Source organism: Bacteroides sedimenti (genome assembly GCF_040365225.1).
Classification (GTDB): domain Bacteria; phylum Bacteroidota; class Bacteroidia; order Bacteroidales; family Bacteroidaceae; genus Bacteroides; species Bacteroides sedimenti.
Genome location: NZ_AP028055.1, coordinates 1,797,797 through 1,814,659, shown reverse-complemented (window position 1 = coordinate 1,814,659; position 16,863 = coordinate 1,797,797). Strand labels below are relative to the sequence as shown.

At 40.2% G+C, this 16,863-nt stretch carries 17 protein-coding genes; 12 read left to right on the top strand and 5 right to left on the bottom strand.

The annotated features are described in order from the left end of the window. Window positions 1–160: 160 nt before the first annotated feature. From nusB to ABWU87_RS07290, 9 genes are all read left to right on the top strand, one after another. Window positions 161–1,087: a transcription antitermination factor NusB gene (gene nusB, locus ABWU87_RS07330; RefSeq protein ID WP_353334335.1), complete on the top strand. Its 927-nt coding sequence runs from the start codon at window positions 161–163 to the stop codon at window positions 1,085–1,087. Window positions 1,088–1,130: 43 nt separating this feature from the next. After that, complete coding sequence (gene yajC / locus ABWU87_RS07325; RefSeq protein WP_353334334.1) at window positions 1,131–1,463, top strand: preprotein translocase subunit YajC; 333 nt, start codon at window positions 1,131–1,133, stop codon at window positions 1,461–1,463. A gap of 8 nt (window positions 1,464–1,471) precedes the next feature. Then, on the top strand, window positions 1,472–2,485 hold the full coding sequence (locus ABWU87_RS07320) for a CdaR family protein (RefSeq protein WP_353334333.1): 1,014 nt from the start codon (window positions 1,472–1,474) through the stop codon (window positions 2,483–2,485). After that, a complete protein-coding gene (gene coaE / locus ABWU87_RS07315; RefSeq protein ID WP_353334332.1) occupies window positions 2,475–3,062 on the top strand; it encodes a dephospho-CoA kinase in 588 nt (195 codons plus the stop codon). Before ABWU87_RS07320 ends, coaE begins: the two co-directional genes overlap by 11 nt. A 113-nt stretch (window positions 3,063–3,175) precedes the next feature. Then, on the top strand, window positions 3,176–3,598 hold the full coding sequence (locus ABWU87_RS07310; protein ID WP_353334331.1) for a DUF5606 family protein: 423 nt from the start codon (window positions 3,176–3,178) through the stop codon (window positions 3,596–3,598). Between the two features lie 333 nt (window positions 3,599–3,931). Then, window positions 3,932–4,375, top strand: coding sequence for a MarR family winged helix-turn-helix transcriptional regulator (locus ABWU87_RS07305; protein ID WP_353334330.1), 444 nt, complete (start codon window positions 3,932–3,934; stop codon window positions 4,373–4,375). Continuing rightward, on the top strand, window positions 4,353–5,672 hold the full coding sequence (locus ABWU87_RS07300) for a TolC family protein (protein ID WP_353334329.1): 1,320 nt from the start codon (window positions 4,353–4,355) through the stop codon (window positions 5,670–5,672). The genes ABWU87_RS07305 and ABWU87_RS07300 overlap by 23 nt, the downstream gene beginning before the upstream one ends. 14 nt (window positions 5,673–5,686) lie before the next feature. Continuing rightward, window positions 5,687–6,781 carry an HlyD family secretion protein gene (locus ABWU87_RS07295; protein WP_353334328.1) on the top strand — a complete coding sequence of 365 codons (1,095 nt, stop codon included), beginning with the start codon at window positions 5,687–5,689 and terminating at the stop codon, window positions 6,779–6,781. Between the two features lie 11 nt (window positions 6,782–6,792). Then, complete coding sequence (locus ABWU87_RS07290) at window positions 6,793–8,391, top strand: MFS transporter (RefSeq protein WP_353334327.1); 1,599 nt, start codon at window positions 6,793–6,795, stop codon at window positions 8,389–8,391. 87 nt (window positions 8,392–8,478) lie between these two features. On the opposite strand, the gene clpB is transcribed toward ABWU87_RS07290, so the two are convergent. After that, complete coding sequence (clpB, locus tag ABWU87_RS07285; RefSeq protein ID WP_353334326.1) at window positions 8,479–11,067, bottom strand: ATP-dependent chaperone ClpB; 2,589 nt, start codon at window positions 11,065–11,067, stop codon at window positions 8,479–8,481. 311 nt (window positions 11,068–11,378) lie between these two features. On the opposite strand from clpB, the gene ABWU87_RS07280 reads away from it, so the two are divergent. From ABWU87_RS07280 to ABWU87_RS07270, 3 genes are all read left to right on the top strand, one after another. Next, window positions 11,379–11,960 (top strand): DUF6621 family protein, encoded by a 582-nt coding sequence (locus tag ABWU87_RS07280; RefSeq protein WP_353334325.1) that lies wholly within the window; start codon window positions 11,379–11,381, stop codon window positions 11,958–11,960. Between the two features lie 23 nt (window positions 11,961–11,983). After that, window positions 11,984–12,880: a LysR substrate-binding domain-containing protein gene (locus ABWU87_RS07275; protein ID WP_353334324.1), complete on the top strand. Its 897-nt coding sequence runs from the start codon at window positions 11,984–11,986 to the stop codon at window positions 12,878–12,880. A gap of 77 nt (window positions 12,881–12,957) precedes the next feature. Next, window positions 12,958–13,902, top strand: a complete 945-nt coding sequence (locus tag ABWU87_RS07270; RefSeq protein WP_353334323.1) for a YeiH family protein — start codon at window positions 12,958–12,960, stop codon at window positions 13,900–13,902. A 159-nt stretch (window positions 13,903–14,061) separates the two neighbouring features. On the opposite strand, the gene ABWU87_RS07265 is transcribed toward ABWU87_RS07270, so the two are convergent. The 4 genes from ABWU87_RS07265 to ABWU87_RS07250 are packed head-to-tail and all read right to left on the bottom strand — an operon-like array spanning window position 14,062 to window position 16,007. After that, complete coding sequence (locus ABWU87_RS07265) at window positions 14,062–14,526, bottom strand: DUF4252 domain-containing protein (protein WP_353334322.1); 465 nt, start codon at window positions 14,524–14,526, stop codon at window positions 14,062–14,064. 5 nt (window positions 14,527–14,531) lie between these two features. Then, entirely contained in the window at window positions 14,532–15,053 is a 522-nt protein-coding gene (locus tag ABWU87_RS07260; protein WP_353334321.1) for a hypothetical protein, read from the bottom strand. Between the two features lie 5 nt (window positions 15,054–15,058). Further along, window positions 15,059–15,550, bottom strand: a complete 492-nt coding sequence (locus ABWU87_RS07255; RefSeq protein ID WP_353334320.1) for an RNA polymerase sigma factor — start codon at window positions 15,548–15,550, stop codon at window positions 15,059–15,061. Between the two features lies 1 nt (window position 15,551). Next, window positions 15,552–16,007, bottom strand: a complete 456-nt coding sequence (locus tag ABWU87_RS07250; RefSeq protein WP_353334319.1) for a DUF4252 domain-containing protein — start codon at window positions 16,005–16,007, stop codon at window positions 15,552–15,554. Between the last annotated feature and the right edge of the window lie 856 nt (window positions 16,008–16,863).

Here is a 16,863-nt window from a genome sequence, read left to right as displayed (position 1 = left end):
TATTTTTTTTTAATAGTCAAAAGATTCTGCAAGAAACTTATCTTGAAATCCAAATTTTAAATTTTAATGATTGTTTTATACATTAAAAAATGTAATTTGTTTGTGTGAAGTTGCTAAAATGTCTATTTTTGCATGTTGAATTAATGTATTGAAAAAAGTTATGATTAACAGAGTTCTTATTCGTCTTAAGATTGTTCAGATTGTGTACGCTTACTATCAAAATGGTAATAAAAACTTAGACACAGCTGAAAAAGAGCTATTCTTTAGCCTTTCAAAAGCCTACGATCTCTACAACTATCTGCTGTTGTTGATGATAGAATTGACGAATTTTGCCCATAAACGCATTGATGCGGCAAAAAACAAACTAGTTCCTTCTCAGGAAGACTTGGCTCCAAGTATGAAATTTGTGAAAAATAAATTTATCGCCCAACTGGAAGTCAATAAGCAGCTTACCGAGTTTTCTTCAAATCAAAAAAGAACATGGGGCAACGATCCAGAGTTTATTAAAGATCTTTTTGATAAGATTTTCAATTCTGATATTTACAAAGATTACATGAAATCAGAAGAGTCTTCATATTCTGAAGACCGTGAACTTTGGCGGAAGATCTACAAAAGCTTCATCATGAATAATGAATCTTTGGATCAGATCCTGGAAGATCAGAGTTTATATTGGAATGATGACAAAGAGATAGTTGATACCTTTGTTATTAAAACAATCAAGAAGTTTGAGGAAAAACAAGGAGCAAGTCAAAAGCTATTGCCTGAATTTAAGGATGAAGAAGATCAGGAGTTTGCTCGCAGATTATTCCGTCGTTCTATATTGAACGAAGATTATTACCGTCATTTGATCAGTGAAAATACCAAGAACTGGGATTTGGATCGCGTAGCTTTCATGGATGTGATTATTATGCAGATTGCCTTGGCCGAAATTCTTAGCTTCCCGAATATACCAATCAGTGTTTCTTTGAATGAATATGTTGAAATCGCAAAACTCTACAGTACCTCAAAGAGTGGCAGTTTTATCAATGGAACGCTTGACGGAATTGTTAATCAATTAAAAAAAGATGGGAAACTAACTAAAAATTAATATATTTGCTTTTCATTGATTAGAAAACTATAAAAAATATTTTATGAACTTATTTGTATTATTACAGGCTCCCGCAGCGGGAGGCGGCTTTTTGAGTGGTGGAGGTGGAACCATTCTTATGATGGTGGCAATGTTTGCTATTATTTATTTCTTCATGATTCGTCCACAGAATAAAAAGCAGAAAGAAATTCAGAACTTCCGCAAAGGTCTTGAAGTTGGTCAGAAAGTTATTACTGCTGGAGGTATTCACGGAAAAATCAAAGAAGTGAAAGATGATTATATTGTTCTGGAAATTGCAGACAATGTGCGCATAAAAATCGACAAAAATTCTATTTTTGCTGCTGCATCTGATGCTAGTCAGGCAGAGTCAAAATAATAAATAGAATGTTCGGTAAAAGGAACATAAAGCTTATTTATTTAAAGATTTACAGAAAGATCAGAAGCTTCCTGCTCAGTGATAAAAGCAAGGAGGTTCTGATCTTTCTGTTTTTCTTTCTGCTATCGTCTGGCTTTTGGTTACTTCAAACACTAAAAAACGATTTTGAAGTCGAATTAACAATTCCTTTAAAACTCCGCAATATACCCAACGGAGCTGTTATTACTGACGAACCGGCTTCTGATTTGCATATCATTGTTAAAGATAAAGGAACTTCACTGCTGGGCTATTTTCTCGGACATGATTTTCATCCGATAAGTCTAAACTTTACGGATTATCAGAACCGCGGGAATCACGTTCAGATTCAGGCTCGCGAGATTGAAAAGAGAGTGCAGGCTCAGCTTAACGCCTCGACGAAACTAATAAGTATCAAACCCGAGGTTATCGAATACATTTATTCTATAGGCGGTGCCAAGAAAGTTCCGGTGCACCTGATAGGAAGGGTTAATACAGCTCGGCAGTATTTTCTGACCGATACCATCTTTACGCCTGATTCAGTGCTGGCTTTTGCTCCTCAGTCTATTTTAAATTCTGTCAAATTTGTTAATACACAGATTGTATTGCTGGATGGAGTGTCTGACACAGTTTATCGAAGAGTATTTCTGGCTCCAATAAAAGGAGTGAAATTTATTCCTAACGTTGTTGGGCTTACTCTCCCTGTAGATATCTATACTGAAAAGACATTGGAAGTACCATTACAAGGAATCGGTTTTCCATCAAATAAATCATTACGCACCTTTCCATCAAAAGTAAAAGTCTCTTTTCAGGTAGGGTTAAGTCGGTTCAGTTCCATTCGTCCTCAGGATTTTGTTTTTGATATCTCTTATGATGAGCTGATGCAACTTGGCTCGGATAAATACAAATTAAAGCTGAAATCAGTTCCGGCCGGTGTGAGCTATGTGCGAATAATCCCCGACCAGGTTGATTTTCTTATAGAATCGATTCCTTTATATGACAACTAAGATTGGTATAACCGGTGGTATTGGCAGCGGGAAATCCGTGGTTGCCCATCTTTTAAAAGTGATGGGTGTCCCTGTTTATATTGCTGACGATGAAGCAAAGCGGATAACGTCTACTGATGCTGAAATCCGACAAAAACTAATCTCTTTGTTAGGAGAGGAGGTGTTTGCATACGGCGTGTTGAACAAGCCTCTGCTGGCTGCTTATCTTTTCTCCGATCCGCAACATGCCAGCATTGTGAACGGGATTATTCATCCAAAAGTGAAGGAGGATTTTATAAACTGGGTTTCACAGAACCAGCATTGTCCATTTGTAGCCATAGAATCGGCTATACTTATTGAAGCCGGATTTACAGATGCAGTCGACATCGTTGTTATGGTTCATGCTCCATTGGAACTGCGATTGAAGCGCTTGCTCAGAAGGGATTTTACTCTTTCTGAAGAACAAATAAGGAATCGTATCCAAAGTCAGATGGATGATGAAGCAAAAAGAAAAATGGCCGATTTTGTGATTGTCAATGACGATATAACCCCTGTCATTCCTCAGCTAATAACGTTAATGAACTCTGCTTCATTTTAGCAAGTTTCCTAATATTTGTTTAAAGAAACGCTTTTTATCGGCATTACGTTGTATGTTTCAATGTTGAATGTTATTTTTGCTCTGCAATTAATAAAATATAAAATTAGTGTACTATGTTAAAGACTATTTTGTCTATTTCGGGTAAGCCCGGTTTGTATAAATTGATTTCTCAGGGAAAAAATATGCTGATTGTAGAATCACTGGCAGAAGATAAGAAACGTTTTCCGGCTTATGGAAATGAAAAAGTGATTTCTTTGGCTGATATTGCAATGTATACAAATGATGCTGAAGTGCCATTAAAAGAAGTCCTTGCTTCTGTTCTGAAGAAAGAAAATGGCGGTTTGGCTTCTATTGATGCGAAGAAGTCTACTGCAGATCAGTTGCGTGCATATTTTGCTGAAATCCTGCCCGATTTTGATCGCGACCGTGTTTATGTAACCGATATTAAGAAATTGATCTCCTGGTATAATATCCTTGTTTCTTGCGGTATTACAAATTTTGAAGCTGAGGAGAGTGCAGAGACTGAAGCCGAGTAAGACTCTGATGTATTATAATCAAAAGGAGGGTAACTATTTAGTGTTATCCTCCTTTTTATTTTTTCTGACTACCTTACTCAAATCACTGACAATCATTTTTGTGTCTTTATTTCCGCTTTATAAGTGTTATTCGATGGAGTAACCTTCCAGTTGTTCATGAACCTAACATCTGTGATGATTTTTATTATGTTTTCGAATTGTATTTATTGCTTAATCGCAATATATACCTGAAAGACTTCTTTTAAATATTTCTAATTTGATCCATTTTATTAGTTAAACCTTTAACTTTTATGGCCAATTATTGCTACTTTTGCATCGTTTTTAATAGAAGGTATGACGAAAATAGAATCCGTGCAAGAATTCATGCGTGCAATCTTGCAAACGAGAGCTTCCTTTAAACTGGCAATGCAAAGGAGTATGCGGAAAAACAATGTGGATATCACATACGAGATGCTGCAAATCATGTCTTGCTTGTGGAAGCAAGAAAGAGTAAACCAACAAGAACTGGCCGATAAAACATTCAAGGATAAAGCCAGTCTGACTTATCTGATAAACAACCTCGAAAAAAGAGGTCTTGTCGTCCGGCAAGAAGATTCAAGCGACCGACGAAATAAACTTATCACAGTGACGGAGCAAGGACGCATTTTACAAAAGAAGATGGAACCATTGCTCAATGAAATCTATGCCTTTGTTGCAGAGAATATTGACTTAAAAGATGTACAGGATAATATTATATTTTTACAAAAACTCGATTATGAATTTAAGAGTATTGAATAAATGGATAGCTGTAAGTCTGTTATTACTGAGCGCAGTAGGTATACAGGCACAGGAAACTCATTTATTGGGTGTTGATGAGCTATTCAGATTTGGGATTGAAAACAGTCTGAAAGTCAAGTCTGACAGAGTCAGCGAACACATTGCTTCCGATGAATTATCAATTGCCAAAACAGGTTTTTTACCAGATATTACGGTAGGTTTAACAGGTGGATATGTTGGCGATCCAACCTTGTTCAGAGAGGGGTTGACGGATGCGGTTCATCCCTATTACCCAGATTGGAGCCAGAATTATAATCTAGAGGTTGTACAGCCATTGTATCGTGGAGGTAAAATCAAGCGTTCTATAGAGAAAGCCTCTTTGCAGAAAGAGTTGGCTCAGTTAGTTGCCCACAAAGATATTGCCGAACTAAAATTGATATTAATGGGTCGTTATTTGGATCTATTCAGGTTGTATAGACAGCAAGAGGTAATGATTCAGAATATAGGTGAAGCACAAAAAAGACTGAATGATATTCAACAGATGAAAAAGCAGGGAATGGTCACGGGAAATGATCTTATCCGGAGTGAACTGCTGCTCACAAACTATCAGTTGACTTTGCGGGAAGTTGAAGATAATATCCGCATCAGTTCACAGCAACTGAATATTGCTTTGGGGTTGAATGAAGAGTGGATCTTGAAGCCAGACAGTAATTTTCTGGAAAATCCGTTGTCTTTAGCCTCATACGAAGAGTATGTACTGCAAGCCTATAGTCAGTATCCCGAATTGCAAATGGCAGAAAACGGAATCAAGCTTGCACGTAAAAACGAAGAGTTGGTACGTGCCGACTACCTTCCTTCTCTCTCAATGAGGGCAGCCAATACCCTGGCACGGCCGGTTACCAGTACTTCTCCCGTTCAGGATATGTATCTCAATAACTGGAATGTCTCTCTGGTTTTTTCCTATAAACTTTCCGCATTATACCAGAATAAGAAAAAAGCGAGTGCAGCGAAGCATTCAGTAACTTTGAGCCAGCTGCAACGGGAACAACAGGAGCAAAATATCCGCACAGGGATAAAGAGCGCCTATATTAGACATCAGGAGGCGGTGGACAAGGTAGAGGTACTCAACTTATCTGTGAAACAGGCTAATGAAAATTATCGGATTGTATATAATAAATATAAGAACCGCCTGGCTATTCTGACAGATTTGCTGGATGCCAGTGGTGTAAAACTGGAAGCGGAAATGCAGCTTACAACAGCAAAAGCAAATGTTCTGTTTACTTATTATCAACTGCTGCGTGCAAGTGGCAACTTATAGATGAAAGGATAAAGATGGAAGAAAAGAAGCTCAAAGAAAAGAAATCACATCAGCACAATTTAATGAAGCTGAAACAGCGTTTGATGCGTAATATAATTATGAATACAATTTGTATTTCATTGGCAATTGGAATAATTGGTTGGGCTGTTCATTATTTCTGGCGCTACACTATTTATGAAATAACCAATGACGCAGTTGTCGATCAGTATATTACCCCTGTGAGTGTTCGTGTGGGCGGCTATATCAAGGAAGTGCGCTTTACAGAACATCAATATGTAAAAGCTGGAGATACGCTGCTGATTCTGGATGACAGAGAATTTCGGATTAAATTAATGGATGCTCAGGCAGCGCTGATTGATGCTGAAGCATCAGCCGATGCATTACAGTCGAATGTAAATACCACCCGAAGCAACATCAATGTCTCGGATGCCAACATAGCAGAGACAAAAGCTCGTTTATGGAAATTGGAGCAGGATGAAAAGCGTTATGCGGCACTTTTGAAAGAGGACGCGGTAACCGGTCAACAATATGAGCAGGTGAAAAGCGACCTGGATGCAATGAGAGCCCGTTATGAATCATTAAAAAGCCAGAAAAAGTCTGTCGAATCCCAGTCGAATGAAGCTGGCAAGAAAACTAAGAGTGCATCGGCTGTGATTCTGAGAAAGAGAGCGGAATTGGAAATGGCAAAACTGAACCTGTCATATACGGTCGTAACAGCTCCATATGATGGATATATGGGAAGAAGAACCTTGGAAAATGGACAATTAATCCAGGCCGGACAAACAGTGTCGAATATTATCCGCAATAATGATAAATGGATTACTGCGAACTATAAAGAAACCCAGATTGCCAATATTTACGTGGGGCAGGAGGTACATATAAAAGTAGATGCTCTCAAAGGAAAAGTTCTCCAGGGAAAGGTTACCGCTATTAGTGAAGCTACCGGTTCTAAATATTCTTTGTTACCAACGGATAATAGTGCCGGCAATTTTGTGAAAATACAGCAACGAATTCCGGTTCGCATCGATCTGGTTAATATTACTCCCGAAGAAAAAGAACAGCTGCGTGTGGGTATGATGGTGGAGACTGAAGCTAAGATTAAAAAGTAATCACAAGAATAATGGGTAAAAGACATAATATCCCCTTGCGAAAGGGGATACCTTACTGGGTGGGCATCGTCATCACTTTTATTATTATGATTCCCACGATGATGCTGAATGGTACCTACACCGGGTCAAGTATCGATATTTCCGGCTCTCTAGGGGTGCTGACAGAAGATATCTCCATGGCTTTCTTTGCCACTACGGCAGGGATGGTAGCCGGGTATCCGCTTTATTCGAAAGTGAGGGCCATTACAACCACCAAAACAATTGTGCTTTGCAATCTTTGTTTACAGACCCTATTAGCTTTTGTCTGTGCACGCACATCACATATCCAATTAATTACCGTCTGTGGTTTTATGATTGGCTTTCTGCGTGGTTTTATCATTATTGAAATTGTAAAAATATTAAAGCCGCTTTTCTCCAAGCATGATAGACGATCAGAATTTTATTCATTCTTTTATCCGATTGTTTTCGTCCTGAATCAGATGTCTATGATTGTGACTGCGGCATTAGCTTATCACTATCAATGGCAATACATGTATTACCTGATCATCGGGCTGCTGTTGCTGGCTATAATACTGGTTCTTATTTGTTTTCGTTATGGAAAGAGACAGATCGTTATACCGTTTAAGGAGATTGACTGGGTAAGTGTACTGATTATTTCTGCGTTGTTGCTGACCATCATCTATGTGGTTACTTACGGCAAAACAAAAGATTGGTTCGACGATTCCACCATACTTGCTGGTACCATTTCCATCCCCATATTGGGTTGGACTTTTTTTAGAAGACAGCGTAGAATTGAAAATCCTTATCTGAATCTGGATGTGCTTTCGGGACACAAGCCTTATGTTGCCTATTTCTTTATGGCGCTTGTCTCCATATTCAATAGTTCGGGAATATTGATCAGTCAATTTACAACCACTATCCTGAAACTTGACAGTGTGCATTCCAATGCACTTACCATTTGGCTGTTTCCCGGGTTTATTCTTTCGGCAGCCTTTTGTTACTGGCATTTTAATGCGCAGATATGGAAATTCCGGGTACTTATTTTCTGGGGGATGGCCTGCTTTACCGGATATTTTGCGGTTCTTTATTTTGGGCTTACCCCGAATGGTACCTATGAGTTTTTTTATTTACCGATGGTGCTTCGAGGGATGGGAACCATGATTCTTTTCATCGCTTTTGGTACGTATGCAGCCGAAGATTTGCTTCCGCAGTTTACCCTATTCAATGCTTTCTTCATGATTACCATACGTGGGGTATTATCTCCGGCAATCGGAAGTTCTTTTTTCAGTAATATGCTTTACCGCTTTCAGCAAAATAACCAGATGATTCTTTCGCAAGGAGTTGATATGCAGAATCCGATGGCAGCTTCCTCATATTCACAAAGCCTGAACAGTGCCCTGGCGCAGGGACATCCTTTGGCTGAAGCGCAACAGCTGGCCACACAAACGCTATACAACGCCGTTCAAATACAATCAACTATGGTGAGCATTAAGCAGATAGTTGGATACATGCTGATGGCGTCCATTGTAATCATGGTGATTGCACGCTTTACTCCGTTCCACAAGACGCTGAAGGTTGCAGTTCCAAAGACCGGAGAGGATATGATTTAATCCATTTTCCTGAAAATAATAAAGCACAGCAAATTTGATTTTCATCATTTTCGCTGTGCTTTTGTTATCCTGATAAATCCTGATACCTTAATTCCTGAAAACTAATCCTTCTCCCATAGTATCTACTATAATAGGTTTTGTACGGTCTACTTCCTGAGCCAAAAGCTTTCTGGACAAATCGTTCAGCAGGTAGCGTTGGATGGCCCGCTTCACCGGGCGGGCTCCGAATTCCGGATCATAGCCGGCGGTCGCAATAAACTGAGTTGCCGCTTCGGTCATCTCCATTGTCACTCCGTTTTCGATCAGCATCTTTTGTACCCCTTTTATTTGCAGCTTCACAATTTCCATAATCTCCTTTTCCGATAGCGGTAAGAACATGATGGTTTCGTCAATACGATTCAGAAACTCCGGACGAATGTTTTTCTTCAACATCGCCATCACCTCTTTCTTGGTTTCCTCAATCAGTTCCTCCCGATTCCGACTGTTCATCCGTTCAAACTGACTTTGTATATACGAACTTCCCATGTTGGAGGTCATAATGATAATCGTATTCTTGAAGTTTACCACCCGGCCTTTATTGTCGGTCAGCCGTCCATCATCCAACACCTGCAGCAGTATGTTGAATACATCGGGGTGCGCTTTCTCAATCTCGTCGAACAGCACTACCGAATAAGGCTTGTGGCGGATGGCTTCGGTAAGTTGACCACCTTCATCGTAACCCACATATCCCGGAGGCGCACCTACCAATCGTGATACGGAATGCTTCTCCTGATATTCGCTCATGTCGATACGTGTCATCATCGCTTCATCGTCAAAGAGGAATTCCGCCAGAGCTTTTGCCAACTCGGTTTTACCTACGCCGGTTGTTCCCAGAAAGATGAAACTACCTATCGGGCGTTTCGGGTCCTGCAGTCCGGCGCGGCTTCTACGTACGGCATCTGCAACCGCCTCTATTGCTTCGTCCTGTCCAATTACCCGTTCGTGGAGTTCCTTTTCCAGGAACAGCAGTTTATCCGCTTCGCTCTTCATCATTTTCTTAACCGGGATACCAGTCCACCGTGATACCACATCGGCAATATCCTCGGCATCCACCTCCTCCTTAATCATCGCATTTCCGTTCTGCAGGTTGTGCAGCTCCTTCTGAGTCTGCTCAATCTCTGCATTCAGCGCCTGCAGCTTTCCATATCTTATCTCGGCTACCAGTCCGTAGTTTCCTTCCCGCTCGGCTTTATCGGCTTCGAACTTGAGGTTTTCAATTTCAATTTTATTCTGCTGAATCTTGTTCACCAACGCCTTTTCGCTTTGCCATTTTGCCTTGAAGGAGTTCTCCTGTTCTTTCAGCTCAGCAATCTCCTTGCTTAGCAGTTTCAGTTTCTCTTCATCCTTTTCCCGTTTGATGGCTTCGCGTTCAATTTCCAGCTGTTTTATTTTCCGGCTTATTTCATCCAGCTCTTCCGGAACCGAATCTACCTCCATTCGTAGCTTGGCGGCCGCTTCATCCATCAGGTCGATGGCCTTATCCGGAAGGAACCGGTCGGTGATGTAACGGTTGGAGAGTTCCACGGCAGCAATAATTGCATTGTCTTTGATGCGCACCTTGTGATGGTTTTCGTACCGTTCTTTCAGTCCCCGGAGAATGGAGATGGTGCTCAGTACATCCGGTTCGTCTACCTGAACTACCTGGAAACGGCGTTCCAACGCCTTGTCCTTTTCAAAATATTTCTGATATTCGTTGAATGTCGTTGCACCAATTGAGCGTAGTTCTCCACGAGCCAAAGCTGGTTTCAGGATGTTGGCCGCATCCATGGCGCCTTCTCCCTTTCCGGCTCCCACTAGGGTATGTATTTCGTCAATGAAGAGGATGATGTCCCCTTCCGACTTAATCACTTCGTTGATTACCGATTTCAGTCTCTCCTCAAATTCCCCTTTGTATTTAGCACCTGCCACCAATGCACCCATATCCAGCGAGTACACCTGTTTATTTTTCAGGTTCTCGGGTACATCTCCCCGCAGGATACGGTGCGCAAGACCTTCCACAATGGCGGTTTTACCCGTTCCCGGTTCACCAATCAAAATCGGATTGTTTTTGGTACGCCGGCTAAGAATTTGCAGCACCCTTCTGATTTCTTCGTCACGGCCAATCACAGGGTCTAGTTTACCGCTTCGTGCCCTTTCGTTCAGGTTGATTGCATATTTATTAAGCGATTGATAGGTATCTTCGCTGGTTTGCGAAGTAACCTTTTCTCCCTTCCGCAACTCTGTAATGGCTGCCCTTAAATCTTTTTCGTTCATTCCGGCATCCTTCAGTATATTCGAAACCGTACTTTTCACTGTAAGCAAAGCCAGTAACAGGTGTTCTAGAGATGCAAACTCGTCGCCCATCTCTTTAGAATACTGCGTGGCTTTTTGTAGCACTTCATTAGCTTCCCTTCCCAGGTAAGGTTCTCCGCCCGATACCTTGGGAAAAGAATCAATCTGTTTGTCGAGCACCATTGCAATCTGCTGCCCGTTTATTCCCAGCTTCTGGAATATAAAATTGGTTACATTTTCGCCAACCTTCATCACCCCGTGAAGCAGATGTTCTGTTTCAATGGCCTGTTGTCCGCGGCTCTGCGCCAGGTTCACGGCCTCTTGTACCGCTTCCTGTGATTTGATAGTGAAATTGTTGAAATTCATATATTTATGTTTTCTTGTTTTCTTAATACTGTAATTGTCTAACACTTTATAAGCACCAAAAGATTTGCCAAGCCACATTTGTTCCTGTTTTCAGAACAAAAGTTGTATAATTATGACATTTTGGCATCTTAATTCTCCTTTAATCTGAAATTATGACCGATTTTTCAAATCTTCTGATATTAATAGGCAATCCAGTTTTCTATTGCTCCTGAAGCTTTCCGAATCAGATTCCTAGTTTGCATAAAATATCTTTCCATCCACTTCCGCATGGATATAAATTCGTATCTTTATCCCCGAAATAAAGCAATTACATGGAAGAAAAAATTAAAATGGCTGAGACGGTGATGTTGATTGACGCGGCGTTTCTGAACTTCGTGACCGAAGACCTGAAAAAGAATTTTGAAAGAATGTTGAGTAGAAAGCTGCAGGATATCGATCTATCCCACCTGTTTACTTACCTTGCTCTCGATGCAGGAATTACAGAAGGCAAGAACGATATTCAGGTATTCTTTATTTATGATGATGAATCGGCGCAGTTGAAACATGCACAGCCATCGGACCTGGCTAAGGAACTTAATGGTGTGGCATTCAATAACGAGTTTGGCGAGTTCAGTTTCAATACGTTCCAGCCCGAAGGAATGGCCACCCGTGAAGAGCTTTTTCTCGAATCGCTTAAAGTGGTTAAAGATGCCGAAGGAACCAAAAGGATTGTCGTGCTCTCTTTCAATGAGGAGTATGAAAGCGAGGTGCTTTCTATCTTAAAGGAGGTAAAAGAGAAAGAGGTGATTCAGTTCCGAATGAGCGAACCGCAAGAGGAAGTTAGTTTCCGATGCGAAATTCTAGCTTATCCGTTGATGCACTCTTTGGGTATCCGGGGTGACGAATTGCAGTAGTTTAATAATATTATTCCGGTTCTATGTCCGATTTCAGATTGAAGGTGTTTTTAAGTGTGGCACGAAACCTGAGTTTTACCAAGGCTTCGCAGGAGCTTTTTATAACTCAGCCTGCCATAACCAAGCATATTCAGGAACTGGAAAGCCTTTATAAGACCCGACTTTTTGAACGGCTCGGGAATAAAATCAGTCTCACTACTGCCGGCGAGCTTTTGTTGGAACATGCCGAACGTATTCTGGATGATTATAAGCAGCTGGATTATGAAATGCATTTGCTTCACAACGAATACTCCGGTGGGCTGAGGCTCGGTGCCAGCACCACAATTTCGCAATATGTACTGCCTCCCGTTCTGGCGCGGTTTATCGAGAAGTTTCCACAGGTTTCCCTTTCTCTGTTCAATGGAAATTCCCGTGATGTGGAGAATGCCCTTCAGGAGCACCGTATAGACCTGGGACTGGTTGAAGGAACTCTTCGACTTCCGAACCTGAAGTACACCTCTTTCCTGAAAGATGAACTGGTGGCTGTGGTGCATAGTCACAGCAAACTAGTGAAGCTGGATGAAATATCGGTGGAAGAGTTTTGCAAAACACCTCTGGTGTTACGTGAAAGAGGTTCGGGTACGCTGGATGTGCTCGAAAATTCTTTGTCTGCTCATAACATAAAATTATCCGACCTCAATGTGCGCATGTATTTAGGTAGCACAGAAAGCATCAAACTTTTTCTTGAACATACCGACTGTATGGGAGTTGTTTCCATACGTTCCATTTCACGTGAACTTACGGCCGGACTCTTTAAGGTGATTGAGGTTAAAGAGTTGGAAATGCAAAGAGAATTCTCGTTTGCCCGTCTCCAGGGTGAGGAGGGAGGGCTCTCACAGGTGTTCATGCAATTTGCCAATCATTATAACAAAACGTTATAAGGCATAACAATAAACGATTGGCATCATTCAGGCAGATGCTTTACCTTTGCACTGCAATTTAAAAGGAATAATAAAATATGGATGCACTCGTAAAGTTTTTGAAGGATAACAATAAGATTATCTATCTGGTATTACTTGTATTTTGTCTCTTACCATTTGTAACCCCTCCGGTTTCTCTGCTTACCGGTTTGATATTCGCCCTTATTTGTGGGAAGGCTTACCCCGGGTTTAATAAAAAAATGTCGAAATATCTTTTGCAGTTTTCTGTAGTAGGTCTGGGATTCGGAATGAATCTGCATCAGGCTTTAGCTTCAGGAAAAGATGGTATGATGTTCACCATTATCTCAGTAGCAGGGACCTTGCTGATTGGTACATTTATGGCAAGACGCCTTCGAGTGGATAAAAAAACAGGTTATCTTATCAGTTCGGGAACAGCTATTTGTGGTGGAAGTGCCATTGCAGCGGTAGCACCCGTAATCAAGGCAAATGATGGTCAAATTTCAGTATCAATGGGTACCGTCTTTATCCTGAATGCCATTGCTCTTTTTCTTTTTCCGGTTTTGGGACACCTGTTCGGACTTACCCAGCATCAGTTTGGTTTGTGGTCGGCAATTGCCATTCACGATACCAGTTCGGTAGTTGGTGCAGGTTCTGCATACGGACAAGAGGCGTTGCAGGTTGCCACTACGGTGAAGCTGACACGTGCTTTGTGGATTATACCAGTATCCATTGTTACCTCATTTATCTTTAAGAGCAAATCCGAAAAGATGTATACCCCTTGGTTTATCTTCTTCTTCATTCTTGCCATGCTTGTCAATACATTCTTTACACTGCCTGCCCCCCTTACAACCGGTATGGTTTGGCTGGCACGTAAAGGTTTGACCCTGACGCTCTTCTTTATCGGTGCCTCTCTTTCAAGAGATGTATTGAAAAGTGTCGGTTTCCGCCCCATGGTTCAGGGAGTTCTGGTCTGGATATTTATTGCTATTACTTCGCTGGTTTACATCATGTTTATGAGTTAACAGAGAAAAAATAGTTCAAAATAGTTATTTAAACGGTAAGAGGGTGAAATCGCATTGTATTTCACCCTCTTACTGTTTATTATTACATTTGTCTGTAAACAAGAGTATGTATTCAACTCCAGAAACTTAATTCCTGGTTTCATGCATTTTCTTCCAGTCTTATTTTTTCCCTTTGGTAATATTCTGAATGTCCTGCAGGGTCATATCTCCGGTAATTTGCATGTATACAAACTCAGGTTGCTCATCCACCAGCATAATCAGTTCACTTACTTTATTGTTATTCTTCTTTTTAATGTAAAAGGTTACATTTGTACCTTCATCTTTTACCCGCATCAGCTCCTCATAACTTTTGCTGAATGCAAGTCGGGGCAGTTCACTTTTCATCATCTTCGAGATAGATGCCTTTTCCGTTGTCAGTATAAGAATCGATTCCAGTTTTCCTGCAATAGAACCAATGTCTATGCCTTCTGTTTTCATGTTCGGCATCATCTGAAGCATGGCCTTTGATATGAATACGGATGTTACGCCATCCATATCGGAAAATTTCTGAGTAAATTTATTTTGGGCGGAAGCCATCCCTGTCCAAAACATCAGAATGATTAATATTAGTTGTTTAAATTTCATATCTGTTATTGGTAAAGTTGTTTGTTAATAATAGCATTTACTTTTTTCACATCCTTTTCGGCATGTTCCATTTGGTTCATCCCTTTATTCAGGTTGTTTGAAACCAGTAGTAACGCCTTTTGTGTTTCCCTATAAGCATCCTGCGGATTGGTATAGGTGTCTGTTAGCACGGTTTTTTCCTGTTTGTCGGGCCGATAAAGAGCAATACCCAGAATCAGGCAAACACTTGCTGCAATACCGCTTATGAAGTACCAGCTTTTTATTCTTCTTGACTGATGCAGTTTTGTTCTGTTTTCTTTTTCCGCCCACGAATCAATCTGGTTACTGAGTTTTTGTTCTAGATGTGGAGGTATTTCAATCTCATTATCATCAAAGAACATCTCTAGAAACACTCTTTTCTCAGCCATCAAATGAGGCGGCACATCCTGGGTCTCAAAAAAAAGTTTCAGTTCTTTTTCCTGTTCAACCGAAGTCTTTCCTTCATAAAAATCGGCTATCAATTTTTCTATTTCAAAGATTTTCATCATTCTTGCTATATATTAAATTGTTCGCGTATCGTTTTTCTGGCTCTTGAGATTAAGACTCTTATATTAATGGCATTAAGTCCGGTTATCCTTTCTATCTCCTCTATGGAGCAGTCGTTCAGATGTCTTAGCTTCATTACTTCCTGCTGTTTGTTTGGCAGCCGGGTAATAATTTGCTTTACACAGTTCAACTGGTCTTTCATTTCTATCTCATTAATCAGTGAAGTCTCATTGGGCTTGCTTATATTTTGTAAATCCTCCTTTTCTGTTTCATTTCGCGTTGAGCGAAGATAATCAAAACAAATATTTTTTAGAACGATTACAGAAAAAGACTCCGGATTTCTTATATCAACAAGATCGTCCCGCATATTCCATAGTTTCAGATACGCTTCTTGCACCATATCTTCCGCATCACAGGAGTTACCCATTAGTCTGTAGGCCACCCTGTATAGTTTCTGGTGAAAAGGAAGATACATCCTTTTGAAGCTTTCGGCATTCATATTACTGATTTGTTGTATATTTAGCCAAATCCGATTGTTTAAAACTTCCTTTAATCTTCACAAGTGATGCATCGTCGCCGGTAGTTATCACCACCAGTTCGCTTATTTCTTCCTTTTTGATTTTTACCAGTACCCTAACTTTTTCCCCGTTTTCATTCGAGCTGACCATCGTCTCATACTCTTTGTCATTCAGTGATTTAACTTTTTCGGCAAACCTCTGTTTTACTTCTTCAGGGCAATTGCTCAGGTCGATTACCTGCACGGCTTTCATATTCTTCAGTCCTGGAATATCGTTGCTTTTTACAAACGGCTTCAGGAATGAAGTTTCCAGGTTATTGAGATTTACACATTCGGCATTCTCAGTTTTTGAGAATTCCGCAAACAACTGCTTAACGTTCTGTCCCAAGCTCCATTGAGCTATTAAAAACAGTGAGAGACACAAGAAATACTTTTTCATAACTATAAATTTTATGTGATTACTTGATTCAATTGAAGCGCTATCAACGTAAATACATTAATTAGACGTAACCCGACCGGATATTGTTACAACTAAAACAAAAAAAATAAGTAAAACAGATATTTTATGATATTTTCTCCTTGTGCCTCCTTTGTTTAAGAGAACTAACCCGTTTTTGTTTTCCATTGTCATAACTGTTTTTATTTCACCTTTATTTCTTTTAATTATAAGATAATCAATGTGTTGGTATGGTATGATTCCTAGTAAAACAAACACAAAGGAGCACGATTAAACAGTGTGTAAAGAATTTTAGTGGCAGTGTGGCAGAGGAAACATTCTTTTTCTCGCTCTGTAAATCGTAATTCCAAAAAAAATCTTTTAGAAGAATTTTCATTTTTCATTTTCTGAGACCGGATAAACCTTATTTTTACTGACACTACTGACACTAAAATTGTTTACAAGACAAAGAAATACCCCAATATAAGGTCGTTCACAAAACCGGGGTTGAGAGGGTGGAGTAAAATAGTCTCTTTTTCGGTTTCAGAATTTCATATTTGAAAAAAATCTTTTTTGAATAATTTTCAGATTTCATTTTTTGAAACCGAAAAACCTTTGTTTTCTCTCCACCCTCTCCACCCTGGACAATATCCTTATAGTAATATGTGGCTGGTTATCTGTATTATAGGTGTTGAGACAACCCGGATCAGGATTAAGGGTTAATTAGTCAACCCATTACAGAGTTTAGAGCAACAGTAATCAACCCAAAACCAGCTATTAGGGAAACCAGGCAGTGAATTAACCCTGCCAACACCATCAATTACCCCAATCATGTACAAGATTAGGGGGTAATCATGTA